24 protein-coding genes, 1 rRNA gene and 1 riboswitch are annotated in these 26,755 nt (G+C 68.7%); of the genes, 18 read left to right on the top strand and 7 right to left on the bottom strand.

The features are described 5' to 3' along the window. The 11 genes from rrf to ACFU6I_RS23495 form a co-directional block, all read left to right on the top strand. Nucleotides 1-74, top strand: a 5S ribosomal RNA gene (gene rrf, locus ACFU6I_RS23445); the annotation flags it as partial. 144 nt (nt 75-218) lie between these two features. Next, nucleotides 219-827 (top strand): CDP-alcohol phosphatidyltransferase family protein, encoded by a 609-nt coding sequence (locus tag ACFU6I_RS23450; protein WP_266988138.1) that lies wholly within the window; start codon nt 219-221, stop codon nt 825-827. Between the two features lie 114 nt (nt 828-941). Further along, nucleotides 942-3,437 carry a sugar phosphate nucleotidyltransferase gene (locus ACFU6I_RS23455; RefSeq protein WP_384370012.1) on the top strand — a complete coding sequence of 832 codons (2,496 nt, stop codon included), beginning with the start codon at nt 942-944 and terminating at the stop codon, nt 3,435-3,437. A gap of 98 nt (nt 3,438-3,535) precedes the next feature. Beyond that, on the top strand, nt 3,536-4,456 hold the full coding sequence (locus ACFU6I_RS23460) for a DUF881 domain-containing protein (RefSeq protein WP_384370015.1): 921 nt from the start codon (nt 3,536-3,538) through the stop codon (nt 4,454-4,456). Next, a complete protein-coding gene (locus ACFU6I_RS23465; protein ID WP_023543062.1) occupies nt 4,453-4,785 on the top strand; it encodes a small basic family protein in 333 nt (110 codons plus the stop codon). The genes ACFU6I_RS23460 and ACFU6I_RS23465 overlap by 4 nt, the downstream gene beginning before the upstream one ends. Nucleotides 4,786-4,790: 5 nt before the next feature. Continuing rightward, on the top strand, nt 4,791-5,579 hold the full coding sequence (locus tag ACFU6I_RS23470) for a DUF881 domain-containing protein (protein WP_384370018.1): 789 nt from the start codon (nt 4,791-4,793) through the stop codon (nt 5,577-5,579). A gap of 190 nt (nt 5,580-5,769) precedes the next feature. Beyond that, entirely contained in the window at nt 5,770-6,543 is a 774-nt protein-coding gene (locus ACFU6I_RS23475; protein WP_384370021.1) for an FHA domain-containing protein, read from the top strand. Nucleotides 6,544-6,560: 17 nt separating this feature from the next. Next, entirely contained in the window at nt 6,561-7,304 is a 744-nt protein-coding gene (locus ACFU6I_RS23480) for a MerR family transcriptional regulator (protein ID WP_384370024.1), read from the top strand. A gap of 54 nt (nt 7,305-7,358) precedes the next feature. Beyond that, nucleotides 7,359-7,832 carry a bifunctional nuclease family protein gene (locus tag ACFU6I_RS23485; protein ID WP_037690563.1) on the top strand — a complete coding sequence of 158 codons (474 nt, stop codon included), beginning with the start codon at nt 7,359-7,361 and terminating at the stop codon, nt 7,830-7,832. A 168-nt stretch (nt 7,833-8,000) separates the two neighbouring features. Further along, nucleotides 8,001-8,618 carry a MerR family transcriptional regulator gene (locus ACFU6I_RS23490; RefSeq protein WP_384047603.1) on the top strand — a complete coding sequence of 206 codons (618 nt, stop codon included), beginning with the start codon at nt 8,001-8,003 and terminating at the stop codon, nt 8,616-8,618. Between the two features lie 44 nt (nt 8,619-8,662). Beyond that, nucleotides 8,663-10,117, top strand: coding sequence for a DNA polymerase IV (locus ACFU6I_RS23495; RefSeq protein WP_384370027.1), 1,455 nt, complete (start codon nt 8,663-8,665; stop codon nt 10,115-10,117). On the opposite strand, the gene ACFU6I_RS23500 is transcribed toward ACFU6I_RS23495, so the two are convergent. After that, the gene (locus ACFU6I_RS23500) at nt 10,042-10,422 is read right to left on the bottom strand and encodes a PRC-barrel domain-containing protein (RefSeq protein WP_384370030.1); all 381 of its coding nucleotides are present in this window, start codon (nt 10,420-10,422) and stop codon (nt 10,042-10,044) included. The genes ACFU6I_RS23495 and ACFU6I_RS23500 overlap by 76 nt on opposite strands. Nucleotides 10,423-10,523: 101 nt before the next feature. Beyond that, nucleotides 10,524-10,620: riboswitch (glycine riboswitch) on the top strand. A 194-nt stretch (nt 10,621-10,814) separates the two neighbouring features. Here ACFU6I_RS23500 and gcvP point away from each other — a divergent pair. Beyond that, nucleotides 10,815-13,700: an aminomethyl-transferring glycine dehydrogenase gene (gene gcvP / locus ACFU6I_RS23505; protein WP_384370033.1), complete on the top strand. Its 2,886-nt coding sequence runs from the start codon at nt 10,815-10,817 to the stop codon at nt 13,698-13,700. An 87-nt stretch (nt 13,701-13,787) separates the two neighbouring features. On the opposite strand, the gene ACFU6I_RS23510 is transcribed toward gcvP, so the two are convergent. Both ACFU6I_RS23510 and ACFU6I_RS23515 read right to left on the bottom strand, forming a co-directional pair. Next, complete coding sequence (locus tag ACFU6I_RS23510) at nt 13,788-13,994, bottom strand: DUF5999 family protein (protein WP_384370036.1); 207 nt, start codon at nt 13,992-13,994, stop codon at nt 13,788-13,790. A gap of 341 nt (nt 13,995-14,335) precedes the next feature. Next, nucleotides 14,336-14,929, bottom strand: coding sequence for a hypothetical protein (locus tag ACFU6I_RS23515; protein WP_384370039.1), 594 nt, complete (start codon nt 14,927-14,929; stop codon nt 14,336-14,338). A 483-nt stretch (nt 14,930-15,412) separates the two neighbouring features. Here ACFU6I_RS23515 and ACFU6I_RS23520 point away from each other — a divergent pair, with 483 nt between their 5' ends. Continuing rightward, nucleotides 15,413-16,918 (top strand): glutamate-cysteine ligase family protein, encoded by a 1,506-nt coding sequence (locus ACFU6I_RS23520; RefSeq protein WP_384370042.1) that lies wholly within the window; start codon nt 15,413-15,415, stop codon nt 16,916-16,918. A 65-nt stretch (nt 16,919-16,983) separates the two neighbouring features. On the opposite strand, the gene ACFU6I_RS23525 is transcribed toward ACFU6I_RS23520, so the two are convergent. Beyond that, the gene (locus tag ACFU6I_RS23525) at nt 16,984-18,774 is read right to left on the bottom strand and encodes a substrate-binding and VWA domain-containing protein (RefSeq protein ID WP_384370045.1); all 1,791 of its coding nucleotides are present in this window, start codon (nt 18,772-18,774) and stop codon (nt 16,984-16,986) included. Between the two features lie 184 nt (nt 18,775-18,958). Here ACFU6I_RS23525 and ACFU6I_RS23530 point away from each other — a divergent pair, with 184 nt between their 5' ends. Beyond that, nucleotides 18,959-19,738 carry a CPBP family intramembrane glutamic endopeptidase gene (locus ACFU6I_RS23530; RefSeq protein ID WP_384370048.1) on the top strand — a complete coding sequence of 260 codons (780 nt, stop codon included), beginning with the start codon at nt 18,959-18,961 and terminating at the stop codon, nt 19,736-19,738. A 63-nt stretch (nt 19,739-19,801) separates the two neighbouring features. Here the strand turns inward: ACFU6I_RS23530 and ACFU6I_RS23535 are convergent, their stop codons facing one another. Continuing rightward, nucleotides 19,802-20,623 (bottom strand): PhzF family phenazine biosynthesis protein, encoded by an 822-nt coding sequence (locus tag ACFU6I_RS23535; protein WP_384370051.1) that lies wholly within the window; start codon nt 20,621-20,623, stop codon nt 19,802-19,804. 86 nt (nt 20,624-20,709) lie between these two features. After that, nucleotides 20,710-21,513: a class I SAM-dependent methyltransferase gene (locus ACFU6I_RS23540; RefSeq protein WP_384370054.1), complete on the bottom strand. Its 804-nt coding sequence runs from the start codon at nt 21,511-21,513 to the stop codon at nt 20,710-20,712. 361 nt (nt 21,514-21,874) lie between these two features. Between ACFU6I_RS23540 and ACFU6I_RS23545 the strand changes: the two genes are divergently transcribed. Both ACFU6I_RS23545 and ACFU6I_RS23550 read left to right on the top strand, forming a co-directional pair. Continuing rightward, nucleotides 21,875-22,309 (top strand): VOC family protein, encoded by a 435-nt coding sequence (locus ACFU6I_RS23545; protein WP_384370057.1) that lies wholly within the window; start codon nt 21,875-21,877, stop codon nt 22,307-22,309. Nucleotides 22,310-23,171: 862 nt separating this feature from the next. Continuing rightward, complete coding sequence (locus ACFU6I_RS23550; RefSeq protein ID WP_384370060.1) at nt 23,172-23,792, top strand: PadR family transcriptional regulator; 621 nt, start codon at nt 23,172-23,174, stop codon at nt 23,790-23,792. A gap of 79 nt (nt 23,793-23,871) precedes the next feature. Here the strand turns inward: ACFU6I_RS23550 and ACFU6I_RS23555 are convergent, their stop codons facing one another. Next, nucleotides 23,872-24,303 (bottom strand): SRPBCC family protein, encoded by a 432-nt coding sequence (locus ACFU6I_RS23555; RefSeq protein ID WP_384370063.1) that lies wholly within the window; start codon nt 24,301-24,303, stop codon nt 23,872-23,874. Nucleotides 24,304-24,811: 508 nt separating this feature from the next. Between ACFU6I_RS23555 and ACFU6I_RS23560 the strand changes: the two genes are divergently transcribed. After that, on the top strand, nt 24,812-25,363 hold the full coding sequence (locus ACFU6I_RS23560) for a Clp protease N-terminal domain-containing protein (RefSeq protein WP_384370066.1): 552 nt from the start codon (nt 24,812-24,814) through the stop codon (nt 25,361-25,363). A 272-nt stretch (nt 25,364-25,635) separates the two neighbouring features. Then, nucleotides 25,636-26,643 (top strand): DMT family transporter, encoded by a 1,008-nt coding sequence (locus ACFU6I_RS23565; RefSeq protein WP_384370069.1) that lies wholly within the window; start codon nt 25,636-25,638, stop codon nt 26,641-26,643. Nucleotides 26,644-26,755: the final 112 nt, after the last annotated feature.

A 26,755-nucleotide genomic window follows, 5' to 3' on the forward strand; every position in this document is an offset into this window, starting at 1 on the left:
ACCCGGAAGCTAAGCCTTTCAGCGCCGATGGTACTGCAGGGGGGACCCTGTGGGAGAGTAGGACGCCGCCGAACAATTATTCCGGGAAAGCCCCGTGCCCTTGTGGCACGGGGCTTTTCTGCGTTCACGATGCCCCTTTGTCACCCCCGTGCATGTGCTGGCGAAGGCTGAGGGTAGGGTCGGGGGGCATCATTGGCACGTTCACAGGAGGCCCCCGGGTGGAGGTCCAGGAGACTCGGGTTCAGACGGACCGGGTCCTCACCATCCCCAACATCCTCAGCATGGCGCGCCTTGTCGGGGTACCGCTCTTCCTGTGGCTGATTCTTCGCCCGGAGTTCGGCGGACCCAAGAGCGATGGCTGGGCGCTGCTCGTGCTGATGCTCAGCGGTATCAGCGACTACCTCGACGGTAAACTCGCCCGCCGATGGAACCAGATCAGCAGCCTCGGGCGGCTCCTGGACCCGGCCGCTGATCGCCTCTACATCCTTTCGACGCTCGTCGGACTGACCTGGCGGGAGATCCTTCCGCTCTGGCTCACGGCGGCACTCCTGGCCCGTGAACTGATGCTTCTCGTGATGGTCGGAATCCTGCGACGCCACGGCTATCCACCACCCCAGGTGAACTTCCTGGGGAAGGCGGCTACGTTCAACCTCATGTACGCCTTCCCCTTGTTGCTGCTCAGTGACGCAAGTGGTTGGCTTGGATCGCTCGCCGCTGTTTTCGGATGGGCGTTCGCAGGATGGGGTACAACGCTCTATTGGTGGGCAGGGATCCTCTACGTGGTTCAGGTCCGCCGACTCGTCAAGGCGGATGCAGTAGCCGATTGAGCTCGTTTGATGCGGTGCCGCGCAGTGTGGCCGGTCCGCGGCTGAACTCTGAGATGTTGCCCTGACGGGCGAAGTCGGCTAAACCGTCGTCTCTTCAAGGAGGACGTTTCCGACATGAAGGCCGTCGTGATGGCTGGCGGTGAAGGCACACGCCTTCGCCCCATGACTTCCAGCATGCCCAAGCCGCTCCTGCCCGTCGCCAATCGGCCGATCATGGAGCATGTGCTGAGGCTGCTGAAACGGCATGGGCTCAATGAGACCGTCGTGACCGTCCAGTTTCTCGCCTCCCTCGTCAAGAACTACTTCGGCGACGGCGAAGAGCTCGGGATGGAGCTCACCTATGCCAACGAGGAGAAACCTCTCGGGACAGCCGGCAGCGTAAAGAACGCCGAGGAAGCGCTCAAGGACGACACCTTCCTCGTCATTTCCGGTGACGCGCTCACGGACTTCGACCTCACCGACCTCATCGCCTTCCACAAGGAAAAGGGCGGACTGGTCACCGTGTGCCTGACCCGAGTTCCGAATCCACTGGAATTCGGAATCACGATTGTCGACGAGGCGGGCCAGGTCGAGCGATTCCTGGAGAAGCCAACCTGGGGCCAGGTCTTCTCGGACACCGTCAACACGGGCATCTATGTCATGGAACCCGAGGTCTTCGACTATGTCCAAGCCGATGTCTCGGTGGACTGGTCCGGTGATGTCTTCCCGCAGCTCATGAAGGAAGGCAAGCCCATCTACGGCTATGTCGCCGAAGGCTACTGGGAGGACGTGGGCACGCATGAGAGCTATGTGAAGGCTCAGGCCGACGTTCTGGAGCGCAAGGTCGACGTCGAGATCGACGGCTTCGAGATCTCGCCCGGTGTGTGGGTTGCGGAAGGCGCCGACGTCCATCCTGACGCGGTGCTCCGCGGACCCGTCTACATCGGGGACTACGCGAAGATCGAGGCCGGTGTCGAGATCCGCGAGCACACGGTCGTCGGTTCGAACGTCGTCGTCAAGACCGGGGCGTTCCTGCACAAGGCCGTGATCCACGACAACGTCTACATCGGCCAGCACTGCAATCTGCGCGGCTGTGTGATCGGTAAGAACACCGACATCATGCGGGCTGCCCGCATCGAGGACGGTGCGGTCATCGGGGACGAGTGCCTGGTCGGTGAAGAATCGATCATTCAGGGCAATGTCCGGGTCTACCCGTTCAAGACCATCGAGGCCGGCGCCTTCGTCAACACCTCGGTGATCTGGGAGTCTCGGGGCCAGGCACACCTCTTCGGCGCCCGAGGTGTCTCAGGAATCCTGAATGTGGAGATCACGCCGGAACTCGCCGTCCGGCTCGCCGGCGCGTACGCCACCACCCTCAAGAAGGGTTCGACCGTCACCACCGCCCGTGACCACTCCCGTGGCGCCCGTGCGCTGAAGAGGGCCGTGATCTCGGCGTTGCAGGCCAGCGCCATCGACGTACGGGACCTGGAGAACGTGCCGCTTCCGGTCGCGCGTCAGCAGACCGCTCGGGGCAGCGCGGGCGGGATCATGATCCGTACGTCGCCCGGGGTGCCTGATTCGGTGGACATCATGTTCATCGACGAACGGGGGGCGGACCTCTCCCAGGCGGGGCAGCGGAAGCTGGACCGCGTCTACGCCCGCCAGGAGTACCGCCGGGCCTTCCCGGGAGAGATCGGGGATCTGCACTTTCCGTCCAGCGTCTTCGACTCCTACACCGGGGCACTGCTGCGCAATGTGGACACCACAGGGATCTCCGCCGCCGGTCTCAAGGTTGTCGTCGATGCGTCCAACGGCAGTGCCGGACTCGTTCTGCCCAGTCTGCTCGGGCGGCTCGGCGTGGACGCGCTGACCATCAACCCCGGGCTCGACGAATCACGGCCCACGGAGTCCGCCGACACCCGGCGCTCCGGGCTCGTGCGGCTCGGGGAGATCGTGTCCTCGGCACGGGCCGCGTTCGGAGTGCGCTTCGACCCGGTCGGGGAGCGGCTCTCCCTGGTCGACGAGCGGGGCCGGATCGTTGAGGACGATCGGGCCCTTCTGGTCCTGCTCGATCTGGTGGCCGCCGAGCGGCGCAGCGGCCGGGTGGCGTTGCCGGTGACCACGACGCGGGTCGCCGAGCAGGTCGCCGCCTACCACGGCACACAGGTGGAGTGGACGACGACGTCGCCGGACGACCTGACCCGTGTGGGACGCGAGGAAGGCACCATCTTCGGGGGCGACGGGCGGGGCGGTTTCATCGTTCCCGAATTCAGCAGCGTCTTCGACGGTTCGGCAGCCTTCGTGAGGCTTCTCGGGCTCGTTGCGCGGACGCAGCTCACGCTCAGCCAGATCGATGCCCGGATTCCCCTGGCGCACGTGTTGCGCCGCGACCTGGCCACGCCCTGGGCCGTCAAGGGACTGGTCATGCGTCGCGTGGTGGAAGCCGCCGGGGACCGTGACGTCGACACCACCGACGGCGTGCGGGTCGTCGAGGCGGACGGGCGCTGGGTGATGGTGCTTCCCGACCCGGCCGAGGCCGTCACCCATCTGTGGGCGGAGGGCCCCGACGACGCCTCGGCGCAGGAACTGCTCGACGAGTGGTCGGCGATCGTGGACAGCGCAGGTCAGTGACCTGTCGCCGGTGTGCCGGGAGGTGTCGTGCAGACGCCTCCCGGCGCACGGGTGGGGCCATTCGGCGGTAGCAGTCGCGGCGTGCGACGATGTGCGGCATGTCGCAGCAGCCCCCCGATCGGAGTACCGCCTCGCCGCCTGCGCGCCCTGACGCGTCCATGTCGCTGCTGACCAATGTGATGGACCACAGCCTGGACGACGGCTACGCGGAGGCCACGGCCAAGCGCAAGGCCGACGGGAGTGCGGCCATGCCCCGCACACTGAAGGCGAAACTGGGCCTCGCGGCGTGCCTCGTGCTGGCTGCCCTCGTCGTCACCCTGGGCGCCGCGGAGGCGCGTGTATCGGCGCCTGTCCTCGCCAAGGAGCGCGAGGAGCTCATCGAGCGTATCGACACGGAGACGTCGGCGGCCGACAAGCTCGAGTCCCAGGTCGACAAGGCCCGCGACGACGTGGGCGAGCGGCAACGTAAAGCGTTGGAAAAGCATGGCGGGGACCAGGGACAGCTCGTGGCGCTGCTCTCCGGGGCGACCGCCGTCAAGGGACCCGGGGTGAAACTCGTCGTCGACGATGCCAAGGGCACCGACCAGGGCGGCGGCGGACCGCGCGAGACCACTGGTTTCACCGACACGGGGCGGGTGCGCGACCGGGACATGCAACGGGTCGTCAACGGCCTCTGGCAGTCCGGCGCGGAGGCGGTCTCCATCAACGGGCAGCGGCTGACGGCCCTGTCGGCGATCCGCGCCGCGGGCGACGCCATACTGGTCGACAACAAGCCGCTCGTGCCGCCGTACACGGTGCTTGCGGTGGGGGACGGGAAGCGGCTCAGCACCGCTTTCGAGGACAGTGCCGACGGCCAGTACCTGAGGGCGCTGAAGGACACCTTCGACATCCGGACCAACATGTCCGTCCAGGACGAGGTGCGCCTCCCGGCTGCGCCCAGCCTCATCGTACGAACAGCAGAGCCGAAGGCCGCAGACACCGGCAGTGGTGCGGCAGACACAGGGAAGGGCACATCGTGATCGCCGTACTGGGCCTCGTCGTGGGAGTCGTGGTCGGACTGTTGGTCCGGCCCGAGGTGCCGGCGGTGGTCGAGCCCTATCTCCCGATTGCCGTCGTGGCTGCTCTCGATGCAGTCTTCGGTGGTCTGCGGGCCATGCTCGACGGCATCTTCGTCGACAAGGTCTTCGTGGTGTCGTTCCTCTCGAACGTTGTCGTCGCCGCACTGATCGTGTTCCTGGGCGACAAGCTGGGTGTGGGAGCGCAGCTCTCCACCGGTGTGGTCGTCGTCTTCGGTATCCGCATCTTCTCCAACGCCGCGGCTATCCGCCGGCACGTCTTCCGGGCCTGAGGCCGATGAGCAACGAAGAGCTTCCCCGTGACCAGGAGCGCACCGGCGAGCAGCAGGCCCACGTGCCTGAGCAGCTCACGGGGCGCCAGAGGCTGATCGCCGGGCTGTGGCCGCCCCGGGTCACCCGCGCGCAACTCGTCGTGGCGCTGCTGCTGTTCGTCCTGGGGCTGGGTCTGGCGATCCAGGTGCGGTCGAACAGTGACAACAGCGCACTGCGCGGTGCCCGGCAGGAGGATTTGGTCCGCATTCTCGATGAACTCGATGACCGTACACAGCGTCTTGAGGATGAGAAGCAGCGTCTGGACGATCAGCGTACGGAGCTGGAGAACAGCTCGGACCAGGCAGAGGAGGCCCGTAAGCAGACCGTGGAGAAGGAACGGCAACTCGGTGTCCTCGCGGGCACCGTGGCGGCACACGGGCCCGGGATCACGCTCACGATCAATGATCCGGGGGACGCGGTGCAGGCGGACATGCTGCTCGACGCCCTCCAGGAGCTGCGTGCGGCCGGGGCGGAGGCGATCGAGGTCAACGGGGTGAGGGTGGTGGCCAATACGTACTTCTCCGGCGACGGCGGCGCCATCAAGGTCGACGACCGGTCCATCTCCGCGCCGTACGTCTTCAAGGTGATCGGCAAACCGCAGGATCTGGAGCCGGCGCTGAACATCCCCGGTGGTGTGGTGCAGACGCTGGAGAAGGAGCAGGCGACCGTGCATGTGGCGCAGGCCGACGACATCGTCGTGGACGCCTTGCGACCTGCGCAGCAGCCTGACTACGCTCGGTCGTCATCCCAGTGAGGGCGCCGGACACGGGGCTCGAAGGACACGGGCAAGAGGTTGCGGGGGGTCGCCGCATCGTAATGGTGGCGTGTGGTGGAAACTGTCGAGTGGATACGGACGTTGTGAAGATGTCCGGGTCGGCAGGTGTGTTCAGTCAGGGTTCGTCCTGCCCCACGGGCGGGTCTGTTTCGGTCAAGGGGAATCGCCCGTGAAGTTGTTTGCGAAGTTGTTCGGCAAGAGCGCCCGCGATGACGCGGCCCGTCATCGCGCACCGCGCCATGGCCAGGCCGAGGAGCAGGGCACTGATCGCCCGCTCTTCCGTGACGAGGTGTCGGGTCCGGGCGGTGACATTTCGGGTGGAACCGGCGCGTCGTCTGTTGACCCTGCCGGTCCGGGCCGCATAGGTTTCGGGGATCCATCAGCCTCAAGTACGGGTGGAGGGTTTGGGTCCATGCCGGTCTGTTCGAGGTGCGGCCATCGCAACGCCGAGGCCAGTCGTTTCTGTTCCAACTGTGGTGCGCCGCTGCGTGGAGGCGCCTCTGCGGAGCGTCCTTCGGAGACGACGTCGACCATCTCCATCTCCGGTCTCGAGGCGTACGAGGCGGAGGCGACGGGCCAGACGCCCGTGCCCTCCCTCTCACCGGAGGCCCAGGCCGCCGTCGACGCCCTGCCGCTCGGCTCGGCGCTCCTGGTGGTGCGTCGCGGTCCGAACTCCGGCAGCCGCTTCCTGCTGGACGGCGAGCTGACCACGGCCGGCCGCCACCCGCAGAGCGACATCTTCCTCGATGACGTGACGGTCTCCCGCCGTCACGTGGAGTTCCGCCGGAGCCCCGACGGCAGCTTCACGGTCGGGGATGTCGGCAGCCTCAACGGCACGTACGTCAATCGTGAGCGCATCGACTCCGTCGCGCTGTCCAACGGCGACGAAGTGCAGATCGGGAAGTACCGGCTGGTCTTCTACGCAAGCCAGCGGGGCATCTGACCCGTCAGGGAAGGTCCATGCTGAGAACATCGACGGGCGGTGCCGGTCACGGCACCGCCACGGCCGACGACCGGGCCATGAGCATCGGCACGGTGCTCCTGCAGCTGCGGGACGAATTTCCCGAAGTCACCATCTCCAAGATTCGCTTCCTGGAGGCCGAGGGGCTCGTCGAGCCGCAGCGGACCCCCTCCGGCTACCGCAAATTCCGCCCCGAAGACGTCGAGCGGCTGGCGCAGGTGCTGCGGATGCAGCGGGACCATTATCTTCCGCTCAAGGTCATCCGTGAGCACCTGGACGCCCTGGCCCGCGGCGAGCAGGTGTCCCTGCCGGCCGCGGGCGGTCCGCGGGACCTGACCGACGGTTCCTGGGACGGCGAGTCCTGGCGGGCCACCGCGGCCCGGATCGGGCGTGCGGAGCTCCTGGCCGCCGCCGAGGTCACCGAGAGCGAGCTCGCGGAGTGGGAGTCGTACGGGCTCATCGCTCCGACGGCGGAGGGTGGCTACGACGCCGAGACGGTGACCGTTGCCAAACTTGTGGCGGATCTGGGTCGATTCGGTCTGGAACCGCGTCATCTGCGGGCGATGCGCGGGGCTGCGGAACGCGAGGCCGGTCTGATCGAGCAGGTGGTCGCGCCCTTGCGCCGACACCGGAATCCGCAGACCAGAGCCCATGCGGAGGCCAAGGCGAAGGAGCTCGCGGAGCTCTCCGTACGGCTTCATTCGGCCCTTGTGCAGACCGCTCTGCGGATCCGACTCCACTGAGTCACGGGGGAGCCCGACTACCCAAACCTGCCGAGCACGTCCTAGGGTTGCTGTGTGAACGAGCTCGACGTTGTGGGTGTCCGGGTGGAAATGCCCTCCAACCAACCGATCGTTCTCCTGCGTGAAGTGGGAGGCGACCGGTACCTCCCCATTTGGATCGGTCCGGGTGAGGCGACCGCGATCGCCTTCGCCCAGCAGGGCATGGCTCCGGCCAGGCCGCTGACCCATGATCTCTTCAAGGATGTGCTCGAGGCCCTGGGTCAGGAGCTCACCGAGGTCCGCATCACGGACCTCAGGGAAGGGGTCTTCTACGCGGAGCTGGTCTTCGCCGGCGGGGTCGAGGTGAGCGCGCGGCCGTCCGACGCCATAGCGCTCGCGCTGCGCACCGGCACGCCGATCTACGGCAGTGACGGGGTGCTCGACGACGCGGGGATCTCCATCCCGGACGAGCAGGAGGACGAGGTCGAGAAGTTCCGGGAGTTCCTCGACCAGATCTCGCCGGAGGACTTCGGTACCAACAGCCAGTGACCGTCCAGCAGGGTCGCCGTCAACGCATTCGGCAAGCCTTTCCCGGGAACGGGACACCGCAAACCACCCTCAGGGTGATTATCACCCGGCGTGCCCAGTGTGGCGATCGTTGACGCACCCCGAGCGACTGCCTACCTTCGAGATGGCAGGTCAAGGACGGAGGTCGGCGTGAGAAGCAGCGGCGACGGTACGGCAGCGGGTGGGCCCTACCGGCAGCACGGAAGTACAGCCGACCACACCCTCAGACAACCGGTTCAACCGGCGGCGATGGCGGGGGACGGGGCGGCAGCGGCCGGCGACATCGGCTATCGCGGGCCGACGGCGTGCGCGGCGGCGGGGATCACCTACCGGCAGCTCGACTACTGGGCGCGCACCGGGCTCGTCGAGCCGAGCGTGCGACCGGCCTACGGATCGGGCACGCAGCGCCTCTACAGCTTCAGGGACGTCGTCCTGCTGAAGATCGTCAAGCGCTTCCTCGACACGGGCGTCGCCCTGCAGAACATCCGCACCACGGTCCAGCATCTGCGGGCCCGGGGGTTCCAGGATCTCGAGCGGATGACCCTCATGAGCGACGGAGCGACCGTCTACGAGTGCTCCTCGCCCGACGAGGTCGTGGATCTGCTCCAGGGGGGCCAGGGGGTCTTCGGCATCGCCGTCGGGGTGGTCTGGAGGGATGTCGACGCCGCCCTGTCGCAGTTGCACGGCGAGCGGGTGGACACGGGCGAGACGCTGATCGGCCACAACCCCACCGACGAGCTCGCACGGCGGCGCAACCGCGCCGTCTGACGGGGCGCGGCGATTGTCAGTGCCTTAGGGCAGCATCGGTTGATGTGAGATCCGCGCCCACCATCCTGCATCTGGACATGGATGCCTTCTACGCCTCGGCCGAGCAGGCGGCGAAACCGAGCCTGCGCGGCAAACCGGTCGTGGTCGGCGGGCTGGGACCCCGCGGGGTCGTCGCCACGGCGTCCTACGAGGCGCGGCGCTTCGGAGTGCACTCGGCGATGCCGACCGCGCAGGCCCGGCGGCTGGCGCCCAATGCCGCCTACCTGGTGCCCCGCTTCACCCTGTACCGGACGGTGAGCGACCAGGTGATGGGGTTGCTGGGGCAGCTGTCACCACTGGTGGAGCCGCTCAGCCTGGACGAGGCGTTCGTCGATCTGGAGGCCGGTGGGACTGCCGACGACACCGCCTCGGCGCGGGCCATCGGCGAGCAGCTGCGCGACGCCATCAGAGCCGTCACCGGACTCACCGGCTCGGTGGGCCTCGCGGGTTCCAAGATGCTGGCCAAGATCGCCTCGGAGGAGGCGAAACCGAACGGGCTGCTGGTCATCGAGCCGGGCACCGAGCGGGATCTGCTCGCGCCGATGTCCGTACGGATCCTCCCCGGTGTGGGCCCCGCCACCGGGGACCATCTGCGGCGGGCCGGGATGACCACGGTCGACGACCTGGTCACGGCCGGCGAGGCGGAGCTCGTACGACTGCTGGGGAAGGCGCACGGCGTCGCTCTCCATCGCATGGCTCTCGGGTACGACGACCGCCCCGTCGTGGCCGAGCGCGACGCCAAGTCCGTGTCGGTCGAGGACACCTTCGACATGGACCTGCACGACCGGGTCCGGGTCAGGACGGAGGTCGAGCGCCTGGCGGACCGTTGTGTCCAGCGGCTGCGGGCCGCGGAGCGCTCGGGACGCACCGTGGTGCTGAAGGTGCGCAGATACGACTTCTCGACGCTCACGCGGTCCGAGACGCTCCGGGGGCCGACGGATGACCCCACCGTGGTCAGAGAGGCCGCTGCGCGGCTCCTGGAGGCTGTGGACACGACCGGAGGGGTGCGGCTGCTCGGGGTGGGCGTCACGGGGCTCGCCGACTACACGCAGGAGGATCTTTTCGCCCAGGCAGCCGGTGAGCGGGCCGCGCCCGAGGTCCCGGCCCGTGAGGAACAGGACGCGGGCGGCCACGGGGACGAGCCGGCGGACGGGGCGCAGGAGCAGGAGGCGGCCGAACAGCTCGCGGCCCGGCGCTGGCCCGCCGGGCACGACGTATGCCATGACACCTACGGCCACGGCTGGGTACAGGGCAGTGGGGTGGGCCGGGTGACCGTGCGGTTCGAGGAACCCGAGTCACCGCCCGGCCGGGTGCGGACGTTCCGTGTCGACGATCCGGAGCTGCAGCCGGCCGATCCGCTCCCGCTGGTGCGTGATCCGGTGGATTACTCGTCCTGGCCGGCCAGGCTGCCGAAGTCCCGGTCCTGGCCCGGCTCGTCGGGCGGTGAGTCCAGGCCGTAGTGCCGGTAGAGCTGAAGCTCCTGTTCCGGCGAGAGATGGCGGCCCACGCCGAAGTCGGGTGCGTCCTTGATCAGTGCACGGTCGAAGGGGATCCGAAGCACGTCGTCGACGAACTCGCTGGGCTCAAGCGGCACGAAGGCGTCCCTGCTGAACAGTCCGGTACGCACGGCTGCCCACTCGGGTATGCCGGTCGCGTCGTCGAGATACACCTCGTCCACAGTTCCGATCTTGGTGCCCTTGCGGTCGAATGCCTTGCGCCCGATCAGGTTGCGCGGATCGATGTCGGTCTGCACGGTCCCTCCCATTGGTCGCGGCTACTCCACAGGCTCTACGAAAGTGCAGATTCGGGCTGTCGGCCACTTGAGAATTTCGTCGCGAGCCCCGCTGGTAGGCTGGTGATGGCTGCTGACCCCGTGCGGGAGAGTCTTCCGGAGACATCCGGCAGGCGCCGAAGGAGCAAATCCTCCCCGGAATCTCTCAGGCCCCCGTACCGCACGGACGAGGTCACTCTGGAAAGCAGGGCGGGTTTCGTGGCGGCAGCAGCCGGGACGGATCCCTCCCTCACCGACGGTGAAAGCCGGTATGCCTCAGGGCGCACCGGTGAAGCTCTCAGGTTGAGATGACAGAGGGGGAGGCCGTCCGGGCACCCGCGCCGTGGTGCCCCTCGCAGGTCGTGACAGACCAGGAGGCCTCCATCATGACCCCCCGTCGCACTCCGCTCTCCCAGCTGGAGCAGGGCATCCCCTTCGAGCAGCGCCACATCGGCCCCGATGCCGAGGCGCAGGCGAAGATGCTCGCCCAGGTCGGTTACGGCTCGCTCGACGACCTCACCGCGGCCGCGGTGCCCGATGTGATCAAGAGTGCGGAGGCTCTGCAGCTGCCGTCGGCCCGTACCGAGGCCGAGGTCCTTGCCGAGCTGCGCACCCTTGCCGACCGCAACCAGGTGCTCGCCCCGATGATCGGGCTCGGCTACTACGGCACGTTCACCCCGCCGGTGATCCTGCGCAACGTCATGGAGAATCCCGCCTGGTACACGGCCTACACGCCGTACCAGCCGGAGATCTCGCAGGGCCGCCTGGAGGCGCTCCTCAACTTCCAGACGATGGTCGCCGAGCTGACCGGGCTGCCCACCTCCGGCGCCTCGCTGCTCGACGAGGGCACCGCCGCCGCCGAGGCCATGTCGCTCGCCCGACGTGTCGGCAAGGTCAAGGACGGCGTCTTCCTGGTTGACTCCGACGCCCTGCCCCAGACCATCGCCGTGATCGAGACCCGCGCCGAGCCGACCGGTGTCGAGGTCGTCGTCGCCGATCTCGCCGCTGGCATCCCCGCCGAGGTCGCCGAGCGCGGTGTCTTCGGTGTGCTGCTCCAGTACCCGGGTGCCTCCGGTGCCGTCCGCGACATCAAGCCCGTCATCGAGCAGGCCCACGAGCTCGGCGCGATCGTCACCGTCGCCGCCGACCTGCTCGCCCTGACCCTGCTGACCTCGCCCGGCGACCTCGGCGCGGACATCGCCGTCGGCACCACGCAGCGCTTCGGTGTGCCGATGGGCTTCGGCGGACCGCACGCCGGCTTCATGGCCGTACGCGAGAAGTTCGCCCGCAGCCTGCCCGGCCGCCTCGTCGGAGTCTCCGTCGACGCGGACGGCAACAAGGCGTACCGCCTCGCCCTGCAGACCCGCGAGCAGCACATCCGTCGCGAGAAGGCCACCAGCAACATCTGTACCGCGCAGGTGCTGCTCGCCGTGATGGCCGGGATGTACGCGGTCTACCACGGCCCCGACGGCTTGCGGACGATCGCGCAGCGCACCCACCGCTACGCCACGATCCTGGCCGAGGGACTGCGGGCGGCCGGGGTCGACGTCGAGACCGGCGCCTTCTTCGACACGCTCACCGTGCGTGTCCCCGGCAAGGCGGCGGATGTCGTGGCCGACGCCCGCGACCGCGGGGTCAACCTGCGTCTTGTCGACGCCGACCGGGTCTCCCTCGCCTGTGACGAGACCACTACGCGTGCGCAGCTCGCCGCCGTCTGGGCCGCTTTCGGCGCCGACGGTGACATCGAGGCGCTGGACGCCGCTGCCGCCGACGCACTGCCCGAGTCCCTGCTGCGTACCGACGGGATACTCAACCATCCGGTCTTCCACCAGCACCGCTCCGAGACCGCGATGCTGCGCTACCTGCGCAAGCTCGCCGACCGTGACTACGCGCTGGACCGCGGCATGATCCCGCTCGGCTCCTGCACCATGAAGCTGAACGCGACCACCGAGATGGAGTCGATCACCTGGCCCGAGTTCGGCGCGCTGCACCCGTTCGCGCCGGCCGAGCAGGCGGAGGGCTACCTCACGCTGATCCGCGAGCTGGAGGAGCGCCTCGCCGAGGTCACCGGCTACGACGCGGTCTCCATCCAGCCGAACGCGGGCTCGCAGGGCGAGTTCGCGGGCCTGCTGGCCGTGCGTGCGTACCACCGGGCCAATGGCGACGAGCAGCGGACCGTGTGCCTCATTCCGTCCTCCGCGCACGGCACCAACGCGGCGAGCGCCGTGATGGCGGGCATGAGGGTCGTCGTGGTGAAGACCGCCGACGACGGTGAGGTCGACGTCGAGGACCTCCGCGCCAAGATCGAGAAGCACCGCGAGGAACTCGCCGTGCTCATGATCACGTACCCGTCGACGCACGGTGTGTTCGAGGAGCACGTCGCCGACATCTGTGCCGAGGTGCACGACGCGGGCGGTCAGGTGTACGTCGACGGCGCCAACCTCAACGCACTGGTCGGCCTCGCCAAGCCGGGTCGGTTCGGTGGCGACGTCTCGCACCTGAACCTGCACAAGACCTTCTGCATCCCGCACGGCGGCGGTGGCCCCGGTGTCGGCCCGGTCGGCGTGCGCGCCCACCTGGCGCCGTATCTGCCGAACCACCCGCTGCAGCCCGCCGCGGGCCCCGAGACCGGTGTCGGCCCGATCTCGGCCGCGCCGTGGGGCTCGGCCGGTATTCTCCCGATCTCCTGGGCGTACGTACGCCTGATGGGTGGGGAGGGCCTCAAGCACGCGACGCAGGTCGCCGTACTCGCGGCCAACTACATCGCCAAGCGTCTGGAACCGCACTACCCGATCCTGTACACCGGCCCGGCCGGTCTGGTCGCGCACGAGTGCATCGTCGATCTGCGGCCGATCTCCAAGGCGACCGGGGTCAGCGTCGACGACATCGCCAAGCGTCTGATCGACTACGGCTTCCACTCGCCGACCATGTCGTTCCCGGTGGCGGGCACGCTGATGATCGAGCCGACCGAGAGCGAGAACCTCGCCGAGCTCGACCGGTTCTGCGACACGATGATCGCCATTCGCGGCGAGGTCGAGAAGGTGGCCTCCGGCGAGTGGACCGCGGACGACAACCCGCTGACCAACGCCCCGCACACCGCCGCCATGCTCGGCGGGGAGTGGAAGCACGCGTACAGCCGCGAGACGGCCGTCTTCCCGGCCGGAGTCTCGGCCGCCGACAAGTACTGGCCGCCGGTGCGCCGGATCGACGGTGCGTTCGGTGACCGCAACCTCGTCTGCTCCTGCCCGCCGCTGGACGAGTACGACAACTGACTCACCCGTTCGGGTGTGACGCGGACATGCGTCGGGGCCGGTTCGGAGATCTTCTCCGGGCCGGCCCCCGTTTCTTACGGGCCGCGGTCAGGCGGCCTTCATCACCCGACCGGCGTCCAGCGGCCGGTGCGGAGCGATGATCTGCCCGTCCGGGAGCAGCTCACCGGTGTCCTCGAAGAGCAGGACGCCGTTGCACAGCAGGCTCCAGCCCTGTTCCGGGTGGTGCGCCACCAGGCGTGCGGCTTCCCGGTCGGCTGAGTCGGCGGTTGGGCAGGGTGGCTTGTGCTGGCACATGGCTGGGTTCTTTCGCTGCGTTGTAGTGAGTGTCCTGCGGCTGGATGAGGTGTTCATGGCCGCCCCCCGTATCGATCGGTCTGGTTCCAGTGTTGCCCCACGGGCGCCGATCCGCAGGGATTTCGCGGCAGCGCTGCTCCTACTCTCATGACGCATCACCCGGCCGGACGGTTCAACACAACTGGACTGTCCCTTCGGGTGGTTCGGGGTGGCCGGACCGGACTAGTCCGGATGGGACCGGGGGCGCCCCCGACCTCCCGCGCCGCGTGTCCCGCAGCATTGTGCCCCGCCACCGGAAACGGCGACGGGGCACAGTACGGCGTGCCGGAGGCGGGACGGGGTCAGGCCGGTGAACCGAGCAGGGGGCCGGGGCCGGGCGTGATGCGCAGGGTCATCACGGGAAGCAGATCGGCGACCCGGTGCGGGTGGTGTGCCGCGATACCCGGTGCGGCGGGAGCCAGCGGTACCAGAAGATCGGTGGGGGCGAGGGCGCCCCCGGACGGGTCGGCTTCGACGTCCTCGTGGAGCCACAGCGTCAGCATGTAGAGCTCCGGGATCGACAGCAGACGGGGCTGGTAGTGGGGAGTGACCGTCTCCGTCTGGCGCAGGGCGAGTTCGGTCGAGGCGATGTAGGGGCCCTCGAAGAAGTGCGAGAAGGCCCAGCCGTCCGGGGTGAGCATGGTGTCGGCCGCGGCGACGGCCCGCTCCGAGCTGCGGATCAGGAAGCGCCACGCGGTCAGCCGGGTGCGTGGCGCGAGCCCGCTCGGGCCGATCCGGTCCAGTACATGGACGGGGAGCGGGAGTTCGGGGCTCAGAGGTCCCTGGACGGACCGGAGAGCCGGGGTGCGGGCCTCGAGGACTGCGGTGGGTGAACCGAGTGCCGTGAGGACGCTGCGCAGGGCAGGCGCGGGAGCCGGGGGAACATGCAGCGGCATAGTGGGTTGCCTCTCACTTCGGAGACACGGTGATGCGTGGGCGGGTGCAGACGGCGCTGTCGGCGTGCGGGGCCAGAGGAGGCCGGTGACTGGGCCGGTGCGTCAACTCTCTGCCTCGTCCGCGGAGTTTATACGACACGTGTTCACGCGGTGTTTCCACTAGCTGTCGCAGGTATTGCCGACAAGGTGGTATCCAGACTTTATTATGCGGAGATTCTGCTGATTCGGGGTGAGCCGCGCAGCTGCTGCCTGGTGTTTTTCCGCAGCCGCGGTAGGCCGAATCGCGTCGGCGTTTTCGCCACCCGCCGACCGGCGGAAACCGCACTGTGCTACATGCCGTCGGAATGTGCCCGGGACGACCGCCATCAGATTACTGGTTCCGCGCTGTCCACGGGGGCGTTATGGATCACCTCCCCTGGGCATTATCGATCGTGACGCGAGCGGCCTGGGCCGCGGGCCGCCCACTTGCGGAGGGACTCTTCGATGGGGGAGAAGGTCGTGGCGGGCGCCTTTGACCTGTCCGATCGGCAGAGGTACCGGAGGAAGCTCCACCTGTGCCTGGAGGGGCTGGGGAGGCTCCTGGCGGAGCAGAGGTTCGACCGCCCCCGCAACCTCATGGGCATGGAGATCGAACTCAATCTGGCGGGTTCGGACGGCCTGCCCCGGATGATGAATGCAGAGGTGCTCGAGCGGATCGCGAGCCGTGATTTCCAGACCGAACTCGGGATGTTCAATCTGGAAGTGAACATAGTTCCGCATCACCTGGACGGTCGTGTTTTCGATCAGCTGGCCGAGGAGCTCAGGACCGGTCTCGGATATGCGCATCGGAAGGCGGGCGAGGTCGCTGCCGGGATCATGATGATCGGAATGCTTCCGACCCTCGGCCATGCGGACCTGGTCGCGGCGAACCTCTCGGACGTGGACCGCTACACACTGCTCAATGATCAGATAGTGGCGGCGCGCGGCGAGGATTTCGCCCTCGATATCGAAGGCGTGGAGCGATTGGTCTGCACCGCCACCTCGATCACACCCGAAGCGGCCTGCACATCGGTCCAGCTGCATCTGCAGGTCACCCCGGCGCGTTTCGCGGACGTGTGGAACGCCGCCCAGGCCGTCGCCGCCGTTCAGGTCGCCCTCGGCGCCAACTCGCCCTTTCTGTTCGGCAGGGAGCTGTGGCGGGAGTCGCGGCCCCCGCTCTTCCAGCAGGCCACCGACACCAGGCCGCCGGAACTGCAGAACCAGGGGGTGCGTCCGAGGACCTGGTTCGGCGAGCGATGGATCAGCTCGGCGTACGAGCTCTTCGAGGAGAATCTGCGCTACTTCCCGCCGCTGCTCCCGATCTGCGACGAGGAGGACCCGCTGCGGGTGCTCGACGAGGGCGGGGTGCCGGGGCTCCAGGAGCTCGTGCTGCACAACGGTACGGTCTACCGCTGGAACCGGCCGGTGTACGGCCTGGCCGACGGCGTACCCCATCTCCGTGTCGAGAACCGTGTCCTGCCCGCCGGGCCGACCGTCACCGACGTGATCGCCAACGCCGCGCTCTACTACGGCCTGGTGCGGGCGCTCGCCGAGGAGTCCCGCCCGGTGTGGACCAGGCTGCCGTTCGCCGCGGCGGCCGAGAACTTCGACACCGCCTGCCGCCGAGGCATCGATGCCGAGCTGGTCTGGCCCCGGCCGGGGCGGTCGGGCGGGCTGACGCGGGTGGCGGCCGTCAATCTCGTACGGGACGAACTGCTGCCGCTCGCCGCGGCGGGACTCGACGCGTGGAACATCGAGCCCGCGGACCGCGACCACTACCTCGGGGTCATCGAGGAGCGCTGCAAACGGCGGGTGAACGGGGCGTCCTGGCAGGCGGACACGTACCACCGGGGGCTGGACGCCGGGCTCGGCCGGGACGCGGCGCTCGCGGCCACCACTCGCCGGTACGCCGAGTTGATGCACGCCGGCGAACCGGTGCACAGCTGGCCGGTGGGTCTCCCTGCGTCGTAGCCCGGTGGGTGTGCCTCAGCGCGCCCGCTGTCTGCCGTTCCCGGCCGGTGCCCGCCCGGGCACGGCTATTCCTGGGCCGCGCGGCCGGCCTGCCCGGCCGTCATCACCGCCTGCAGAATCACCGCCTGGATCTCGGCAGGGTCGTTGACCTGGTACCCGCCGCCACCGGTCACCTTGGCTATCTCCTCCACCTCCTCGCGGTCGGCTTCGGGGCCGACCGCGATGGCGAGGAGCGGTACCGGGCGCTCGGGGTCGGCGATCTGCTTGAGCGCCGCGATCAGCCCGCTGCGGGAAATGGAGTTGTCGTCCTGGTTCGAACCGTCGGTGAGGATCACGACGGCGTTGAACTTGCCCTTCACATACGTCGACTGCGCCTCCTTGTAGGCGGCCAGGGTGGTGTCGTACAGACCCGTCGCACCGTCCGGTACCGGTTGCAGTGCGGCGAACGCCGCGGCGAGCCTCTCGCGGTGGGTGCCGCCGCCCTTCGCCGGGTCGCCGAGGCGGGCGGTCGGCACCAGCCGGCGGTAGTCCTTGGTGCCGTCGAGCGTGGTGGCGAACTCCCAGAGACCGATCTCGTCGTTCGGGGTGAACTGCCCGAGGGCCTGGATCAGCGAAGCCTTGGTGACATCCATCCGCGACTGGTTGCGCCCGGGGACGACGGTGGCCATGGAACCGGAGGCATCGACGACCGTCGTCAGCCGTGCGCTCTGCACCGTGATCGTCCACATGCCGAGCGTCTCCTGCAGCTCGGCGGCCGACGGTGCAGTGGCAGGTGACGTCGCGTACGGCTGCGGCTTCCTGCCGCCCGCCGATGAGACCAGCGATTCACCGGCCGTTCCGTCGGTGGTCCTGAAGCCATGCTTCTCCAGGGTGCGCTGTGCGCTCTCCTCGCCCAGCAGCGTCATGAACCGCAGGGCGGCCCGGCTCTCGCTTGTGCTCAGCTCCTTCCCGTCGACCAGTGTGTACGGGTAGTTGAGCAGCGGGCTGCCGTCCTTCGGGTAGAAGAGTGCCAGCTTTCCGCCGCCCGTCGAGCCCGCGTTGTGGGCGAAAGCGGCCTGCTCGGAGAGCAGCACTGCCTGGTTGCGCTGCGGATTGCCCTCTTCGGCGCCCGAGCTGTCCTGCGCCAGGGTTTCGAGTACCTGGGTGTCGCCGTCGGACATGCGCTGAGCAAGCAGTTTGGCAGTGGCCGCGACCCTGGTGTCGCTGTCGCCACCCTGCTTGTCGGACGACGCGGCGATGCTGGTGAGGGCCAGCAGGCCGGTGGCGCTGCGGCCGGGGTCCGCAGCGCCGAGGCGCACCTTGTCCGACTCCATGGATGAGGCCATCAACTCCGCCCAGGAGTACTTCTTCTTCGGCCAGCCGAGGGCCTTCGCCGCCGACGGGACCAGGGCGAGGGTCACCGGGGACGAGGCGATGGAGTCGCCCGGCGCGACCGGGATGCCGTCGCCGGAGCCCTTGGCGCGGTCCAGCCAGAGGTCCGAGTCGGGCAGCCAGATCTGATAGTCCGGGGTGCGGGTGCCGGCGGAGAGCGCGTCGGCGACCTTGTAGGAATCACGGGCGACGACCTGGACGTGGAGGCAATGCCCGTCGGACCGTGTTTCGTCCGTGCGTGCCTTGTCGGCGACGGCACGCACGGCGGGGGCGATGTCGGGCGAGGCCATCACGGTGAGTCGTACCGCAGAGTCCTCGCACGACTTCGAGAACGACAACACGTCACCCTGCACCGCGACTGCCGTACCTGCCGCCACGGCGAGGACGAGCATGGTGGCGATGACCACGGTGCGGCGGCGGCGTGGCGGGGAACCGTCCCCGCTGCCATCCGTCGCGTAGTCGTCGGGCAAGCTGTGACGTCCCATGTCGGTGGTGCCCCTCCTTGAGGATGAACAAGGAAAAGGGGGACCACACCATCACCAATGGTGGTCGTCCCCCGGCCGGTCGCGCATGATCTTCGTACCTGCATTCGAGACCCTAGCGGGACGGGGAGCGGGATGAGACGCGAATGCACAACTGAAGGCAGGTGTACAGGTGACGGAGGGGCGCGTGGCTGATTCTTTTCCCCAAGAGGCCGTTTCACGGCGGATTCTGCGGTCCGAAACGGTGCTGGTGCTGGCTCTCTCGCTGGGCGCAAGCGGAGTGTCTGCCCTGATCAGTTTTGTCGGATCACTGACGAAACCAGGGGGTTTGAAGGATCAGGCCGCGACGCTCAACAGTTCATACGCCCCCGGGCGGCCATGGCTGGATCTCGCCTGGCAGCTCTTCGGCATCACCACGGCCCTGGTGCCCGTGGCGCTGGTGGCGCATCTGCTGATGAGGGAGGGCGTGGGCCTCCGGGCCATCGGCTTCGACCGGACCCGGCCCGGGTCGGACCTGGGGCGCGGCACGGTGATCGCGGCGGGCATCGGCAGCGCCGGGCTGGCCTTCTATCTGGTGGCACGGGCCGCCGGTTTCAATCTCACGGTGGTTCCGGAGTCGCTGCCCGACGTGTGGTGGAAGTTTCCGGTGCTGATCCTCTCCGCACTTCAGAACGCCGTGCTGGAGGAAGTGATCGTCGTCGGGTATCTGCTGCGCAGACTCGGACAGTTGGGGTGGACACCCATGGCCGCCCTGGTGACGAGCTCGGTGCTGCGCGGCTCGTACCACCTGTATCAGGGGATCGGCGGGTTCATCGGCAACATGGTGATGGGCGTCGTCTTCGTGCTGCTGTACCGGCGTTGGGGGCGCGTCGGGCCCCTGGTCGCGGCGCATGCGCTGCTCGACATCGGAGCCTTCGTCGGATACGCGCTGCTGGCCGGAAAGGTGGGGTGGCTGCCCACTTTGTGAGGGGCGGGAGAAGGGCGTACGGATCCCTCACGTGCCTGACAGCCCGTACGCCCTTCCCGTCTGTCAGAACCTGGTCAGCAGTTCGCCGTCGAGGACCGTCACGGCGTTGCCCGTCAGCAGGGTGCGGTCGCCGCGCAGCGAGGTGCGGACCAGGCCGGTCCGCGCGGAGACCTGCAGCCCGGTCAGTTCGTCACGGCCGAGCCGGACGGACCAGAAGGGGGCCAGTGCCGTGTGGGCGCTGCCGGTGACCGGGTCCTCGTCGATGCCGACCCGGGGGAAGAAGCCGCGGGAGACGAAGTCGTAGCCGCGGGCCGGGTCCTCGGCGGGGGCCGTGGCGATGATGCCACGCCGCGAGCATGAGGCCAGCGCGGCGAAATCCGGCGTCAGTGTGCGTACGGAGGTTTCGTCGGCCAGTTCCACGAGGAGGTCGCCGATGTGTTCGCCGGTGTCCAGCACGGACAGGGGCTCGGCGCCCAGGGCGGCGGCCAGCCCGGACGGGGCGGTGGCGGGGGTCAGTGGGGCCGTGGGGAAGTCGAGCGTGAGCGAGCCGTCCGGGTGGGAGGTGGCCGAGAGGATCCCGCAGCGCGCCGCGAAGCGCACCGTGCCGGTCGCCGTGCCGGTGGTGTGCAGGACGTGGGCGGTGGCGAGCGTGGCGTGCCCGCACATGTCGACCTCGGTGGCCGGGGTGAACCAGCGCAGCGCCCAGTCGGCCGCACCGCCCGGCGGCAGGGGATGGGCGAAGGCGGTCTCGGAAAGGTTCATCTCCAGGGCGATCTCCTGGAGGCGGTCGGCTTCGGGGAATGCTTCGGAGTCCAGGAGCAGGACGGCTGCGGGGTTGCCGGTGAAGGCGCGGTCGGTGAACGCGTCGACGATGCGAATCCTCATGGGACGACCGTAGAGGTTCTGCAGAGCGGCGGACCAAGGCCAATTCCAGGTCGCCGGCCCGGGATTCCGGGAGCTTCCACGGGGCGTTACGGCCGGCGTCCCCATGCGGAGACGAGTGGAGCGGTGGCCAGATCGAGGCGTCCGGTGGCGACGTTCTCCAGGTGCTGGTCGATCTCCTCGTCGGTGGCGAGCCCCGAGGCCACGAGCCGGTCGCGGATCTGGCGCACGGTGGCGGCCTCGAGGACGGTGCACGCCGGTGAGGTGATCGGGAAGTACGCATCGGCCTGCACATCGTCCAGACCCGCCTCGCGCAGCAGCCGGGGCAAGGTCCGGCCGTAGGCGAGGTCTGCGCCGCGGGCCGCCATGAGTTCGCGGAAGCCTGACCGGAGGCGATTGGCGAGGCGCTGTTCGGGGCCCGACTCGTCCGGGCACAGCAGCGGCTGCAACCGGGGGTCGGCGTCCTCCAGGAGGAGTGCGCCGCCGGGTCGCAGCGCCTGAATCATGCGGCGCAGTGCTTCGGCACGGTCGGTGACGTGCACCAGGACCAACCGGGCATGGACCAGGTCGAAGCCACCGGGGGGCGGGGGATCGGCGGCGACATCGTGGCGCAGTACCTCGACGACGTCGTCCGCGGCGCCCTGCGCCCACGACACATCGATGTCCGTCGCGACGACCGCGCCGGTCGGACCGACTCGCGCGGCCAGGCCGGCGGGAACGGAGGGGCCGCCGGCTCCGACCTCCCAGCAGCGCATGCCCGTGGTGATGCCGAGCCGGTCGACATGCCGGAAGGTCACCGGGTCGAAGAGTTCGGCGAGGGCGCCGAAGCGGATGCCCGCCTCGGACTGCCGGTTGTCGAGCAGGTAGCCGTCGTCCGGGTTGGGTGCAGTCATGTCGCATCGCCTTCGTCCTGTGCGTCTCGGGGCAAGTATGCAAGTGACCTGTGACAGCGAACCTCGATCCGTTGCCACCGAAGATCAACTGGTCGGCGTGCGAGCGGGTACGGGACGTGCCGGGGAGCCTGTTTAAGCCTGCGGCTACGTCCCCGTCGCCCTCGGCGGCCAGGACCACGTCGAACTCCTCCCCGCAGCCCGGCGGGCCGATGGTCATGCTGACTCAGGACGAGTGCGATGCCCTGACCAAAGAGGAGAAGCGGCCAGTCCGTTGGCGCTACTCGTGTCACACGAGACCTCGACCCGCACGGCGATGACATCCGGAACCTCGGTGAACAGCACGCGCCACTACGATGGGCCGATGGCGTCGATCAAGAAGTTCCAAGTCACCTTCGACTGCGCAGAACCTGAGCGCGTCGCTCGTTTCTGGTGCGAGGTGTTGGGGTACGTCGTACCGCCGCCGCCGGAGGGCTTTGCTACTTGGGACGATTTCGATCGCTCGCTGCCGACTGAGCGTCAGGGTTCGGCGTTTGTCTGCATGGATCCCTCAGGCGTGGGCCCGCGAATGTACTTCCAGCGCGTTCCCGAAGGCAAGGTCGTCAAGAATCGGCTGCATCTTGACGTGCGGGTCGGGACCGGGCTCGTGGGTGAAGAGCGCCTGGCCGTACTCGAAGCCGAGTGCGCACGACTGGTCGCGCTCGGTGCGGTGCGCGTGCGAATACTGCGTGCCGATGGCGTCAATGAGTCGTGCATCGTGATGCAGGACATCGAGGGCAACGAGTTCTGCCTCGACTGAGGGACCGAGAACCTGTCGTCGTTCTGTCCCCATGGGCCAGGACGAACAACCGCCCCTGACCTGTCAGGGCGCTGTGGCGCAGATCGCCGGGTCAGGCGCTCGGGACGGGCGAGCCGTCCGGCTGGTTCGACGGATTGCGACAGGTTCGATGAGACGGACACGGTGGTCTGCGTCCGACTGAATCTGGCGTACCGCAGCCCAGCGGCGACGCTCTGCGCCAGGTCGGATGCGAGACCACGGTCGTCGGTGGGGTGACAGGCTGCGCCCATGAGCCGTGACCTTGCTGTGCGGGAGGGCGAGCGGCCGCCGGATGACGCCTTTGCGGCCCGGTCTGTACGACCGGTACATCGATACCGGTACATCGAGGAACCTGCGGTTCCTCCGTAGGCGCCAATAGCGGCCTTTGTAGCTGCGCTCCTGGAATGACGGCCGGATCTCACTGAAGACGAAGGCGATGGTTCGCCGTGGTCGACCGGCCCGCCGATCGGGAAGGCCTGCGGCCCGCTGATCTACTTCCCCATGCGCTGGAGCATGGCCGAGGAAGCGTCTGCCTGCGCGGCGGAGGTTGCTGCGTCACCTCCGTCACCTTCAGCCACCGAAGCGATGAAAGGCCAGTTCGGCCCCGTCCTCGTCAGGTCCGAGAGCGTCATCGGCGGCCGCCGCGGGCCGATCTTCACCGGCACGCACCGGTGAGTGGTTCTCATTCGCCGGCACAGAGCATCAGGCGTCAGTCCTCGGTGGCGACAGATCAAGGTCCACTGTCACGGGTCACAAGCAAGGCCCTTCAAAGCGATTGCCGTAAGACCTGTTCCGATATATCGTTGACGCATCGCGACAGATCAACGATGGAAGGAGCGTAGCGATGCGTTCACATGGACACGAGCATGAGCACGGACATGGGCACTGCGGGCCCGGTCATCACGGTCGGGGCGACTTCGAGGGCCGCCGTGCCGCATTCGGCCCGTTCGGTCCGCCGTTCGGCGGTGGCCCGTTCGGTGGTGGCCCCTTCGGCGGGGGGCGCGGTCGCGGCGGCGGCCGGGGGAGGGCGCGGCGCGGTGACGTGCGCGCTTCGATCCTGGCGCTGCTGAAGGACCGGCCGATGCACGGGTACGAGATGATCCAGGAGATCGGCGAGCGCAGCGGCGGGGCCTGGCGGCCCAGCCCCGGCTCGGTCTACCCGACCCTCCAGTTGCTGGAGGACGAGGGGCTGATCGTCAGCGCGAGCGAGGGCGGCAAGAAGCTGTTCACGCTCACCGACACCGGCCGCACCGAGGCGGAATCCGGGCCCGACGCGCCCTGGGAAGAGGCCGGCCGCGGGGTCGACTGGGAGAGCGTCAACGAGATCCGGCAGGCCGGCTTCGGTCTGATGGAGGCGTTCGGCCAGGTCTGGAAGACCGGCTCGGCCGATCAGCGCCAGAAGGCACTGTCGGTGATCAATGACGCGCGGAAGAAGCTCTATCTGATCCTTGCCGACGAGCACTGACCCGAGGGGTGGACCCGACGGGTGCGGTGCGAAGGGCCCTGCGGCTGAGCCGCGGGGCCCTTCGTTCGTCCGGTGGTGATCAGGCGGCGACCAGCCCGCCCAGTTTGCGCAGCGACTCGACGAGTGCCGCGGTCGCCGAGTCCTTGAGTTTGCCCGCCATCAGGGAGACCGCGGCTCCGGTGAACTCTCCGTCGATCCGGACTGTGGTGGCATCGCCGTCGGGTGTCAGTGAGTAGCGCATCGCCAGATTGACGCCCATCGGCCCCTTGCCCCTGGTGGTCAGCAGCCGGGCGGTCTCCAGCTCCGCCACGGTCCAGGTCACCTCGGCGGGAAAGCCCATGAGCTTCATGTTCTCCTCGTAGGTGGCCGCGAGTTCGAGTGTGGTCGGGCCGCCCTTGGGGAAGCTGGTGTGGGTGGCGTTCCACTGGCCGTACGCGGTGAAGTCCGTCAGCTGGGCCCAGACCTTCTCGGCCGGCGCTTCGATACGCGCCTCGGCGCTGACTTCGGCCATGCGACCACCCCTTCTCGTCGGGTTCACGGTGTCGCGGAACGTAGCCGTAGTGGCGAGAACATTCAATACTGATGGACCGTCAGATCTGATCGGTCGGTTCTGTGCGCAGGGTCCGCGCCGCTTCGAACCGGTCGCAGGCGCGGGGGTGCGAGCCGTCGTCGTGGCAGTGGAACGCCGCCCGGAACAGGTCGGTGGGCAGGGGGCGCGGGGAGCGAGGAGCCGGTGGACGTACTCACGTCCGTCGATCGCCGGCAAGGCAGCCAATCAGCTCGCCTCTGTTGCGTCCTTCCGGCCGTCCTGCACGTGGTGTGGCGCGCGGGACGACACGCGGTCGTCCGGGCAGCGCAGGGCAAGGCGGCGCGCGCCGTCTCCGGTATTCGGATCCGCGCATGGCGAGATCTCATCCGTAAGGAGGAGGAACCGCTCTGGTGTCCCCAACTTCGGTGGGATGCGTAAATGGGCCCCTCCGGGGATGCTCGGGCGCCCCGGAACTGATGGGGTGAGAGGTGTGCAAAACCGGACGCCGCGGATTCCTCAGCAGCCCGCACCGAACCGTGCTGAACTCGGAGCCACACTCACCGATGAGCTGGCCTCGGTGGTGACGGGTGCCCGCAGGCGCGCCCTGCGCGACGGCGACCGGCAGATCGACACGGCTCATCTGCTGCATTCCCTCATCGAGTCGGATCCCGAGGTCCGAACTGCCTTCGAGGGCGGACCGCAGCTCGCGAAGGTGCTCGGCTACCTCGTGCAGCGCTCCATCGGTTACGGGCTTCGCTGGCAGGGCAGCGTGGAGGACTCCGGCGCGGTTCCGGTGGTCACTGGGGTGGTTGCCGAGGCCGGGGACGTGGGGGTGGAGGGCTGGTCGCCCTCGGCTCTGTCGGCGATGGCCGGTGCCAGGGAGCGCGCGGAGCTGCGCGGGGACGTGCGGGCCGGCGGACTCGATCTGCTCGCGGCACTGGCCGCCGACCCGGAGTGCAGGGCTGTCGAGGTGCTGGAGCGCGCGGGTGTCGATGCGGTGCAGCTCGCCGGTCGGATCATCAATGTGCCGGGCGGGGACTGACGGTTTCCCGTCGCGGGGGCGCCTCGGCGCGGCGGATGCATGACCGGAGCCGGGACGACGCCCGCCACGGCCCGGATGGTCGTGCGCTCGAAGCCTCTCTGCGAACAGCTCCCGGGCGCCGGTGAGGTGCGCGTCTCGGTGGCTCGGCGGCGGTCGGCGCGCGAGGTGCGAGGGGCCGTCACGGCGGTCAGGGGCCAAGGTGGTATCGGAGTGTTACGTGCGACAGTGGTCACCGGGGTGACGCTCATGACGGTAGCTGCCATGATGTGCCGATGCACGCGTCTCAGGGGAGAAGCGCCGGCCTGGGACTAGCCCTGGCCTCGGCGTTCGCATTCGGTGGTTCCGGGGTGGCGGCCAAGCCGCTGATCGAGGCGGGGCTCGACCCCCTCCATGTGGTGTGGCTGCGGGTGACGGGCGCCGCGCTCGTCATGCTTCCCGTGGCGTGGCGCCACCGGGGTCTCGTACGCAGCCGTCCCGTGCTGCTCCTGGGCTTCGGGCTGCTCGCCGTCGCGGGCGTCCAGGCCTGCTATTTCGCTGCGATCTCCCGCATCCCGGTCGGTGTCGCGCTGCTCGTCGAATATCTGGCGCCCGCGCTCGTCCTGGGATGGGTCCGGTTCGTGCAGCGCCGTCCCGTCACCCGGGCCGCCGCGGTCGGCGTCGTTCTCGCGGTCGGCGGTCTCGCCTGCGTGGTCGAGGTGTGGTCCGGGCTGAGCTTCGATGCCGTCGGGCTGGTGCTCGCCCTCGGTGCCGCCTGCTGCCAGGTCGGCTACTTCGTCCTCTCCGACCCGGGGAGCGGGGACACGGCGGGCGTGGAGCCTCCGCATCCGGTCGGCGTCATCGCGTACGGACTGCTGATCGGCGCGGCCGTCCTCACGGTGGTGGCGCGGCCCTGGGGGATGGACTGGTCGGTCCTCGGCGGCAGCACCGGCATGAACGGCACGGAGGTTCCCGCCTGGTTGCTGCTCGGCTGGATCGTGCTGCTCGCCACCGTGATCGCCTATGTCACCGGCGTGATCTCGGTGCGGCTGCTGTCTCCGGCGGTGGCGGGTGTCGTCGCCTGCCTGGAGGCCGTCATCGCCACCGTGCTCGCCTGGGTGCTGCTCGGGGAACACCTCACAGCGCCGCAGCTCATCGGCGGTGCCATGGTGCTGATCGGTGCGTTCATCGCCCAGTCGTCGACGCCCAAGGCCCCCTCCGGGCCCGTCGCTTCGGGGCGGGGCGGGGGCGGTGGCCGGGATGCCGTCGAGGGTGAGTTGTCCGCCCGCGGCGCCGCCACGTAATGTGCCGATCGTGCATCTCACCGTGCTTCCGCCGCCTGCCGCCTAGCGCGGGCGGCCACTCCTGACGAAGGCCGGGCTCGGGAAGTCCCCGAGCGGATCGTCGCTGCCCGCG

Source organism: Streptomyces sp. NPDC057486 (genome assembly GCF_042802415.1).
Classification (GTDB): Bacteria; Actinomycetota; Actinomycetes; order Streptomycetales; family Streptomycetaceae; genus Streptomyces; species Streptomyces yanii.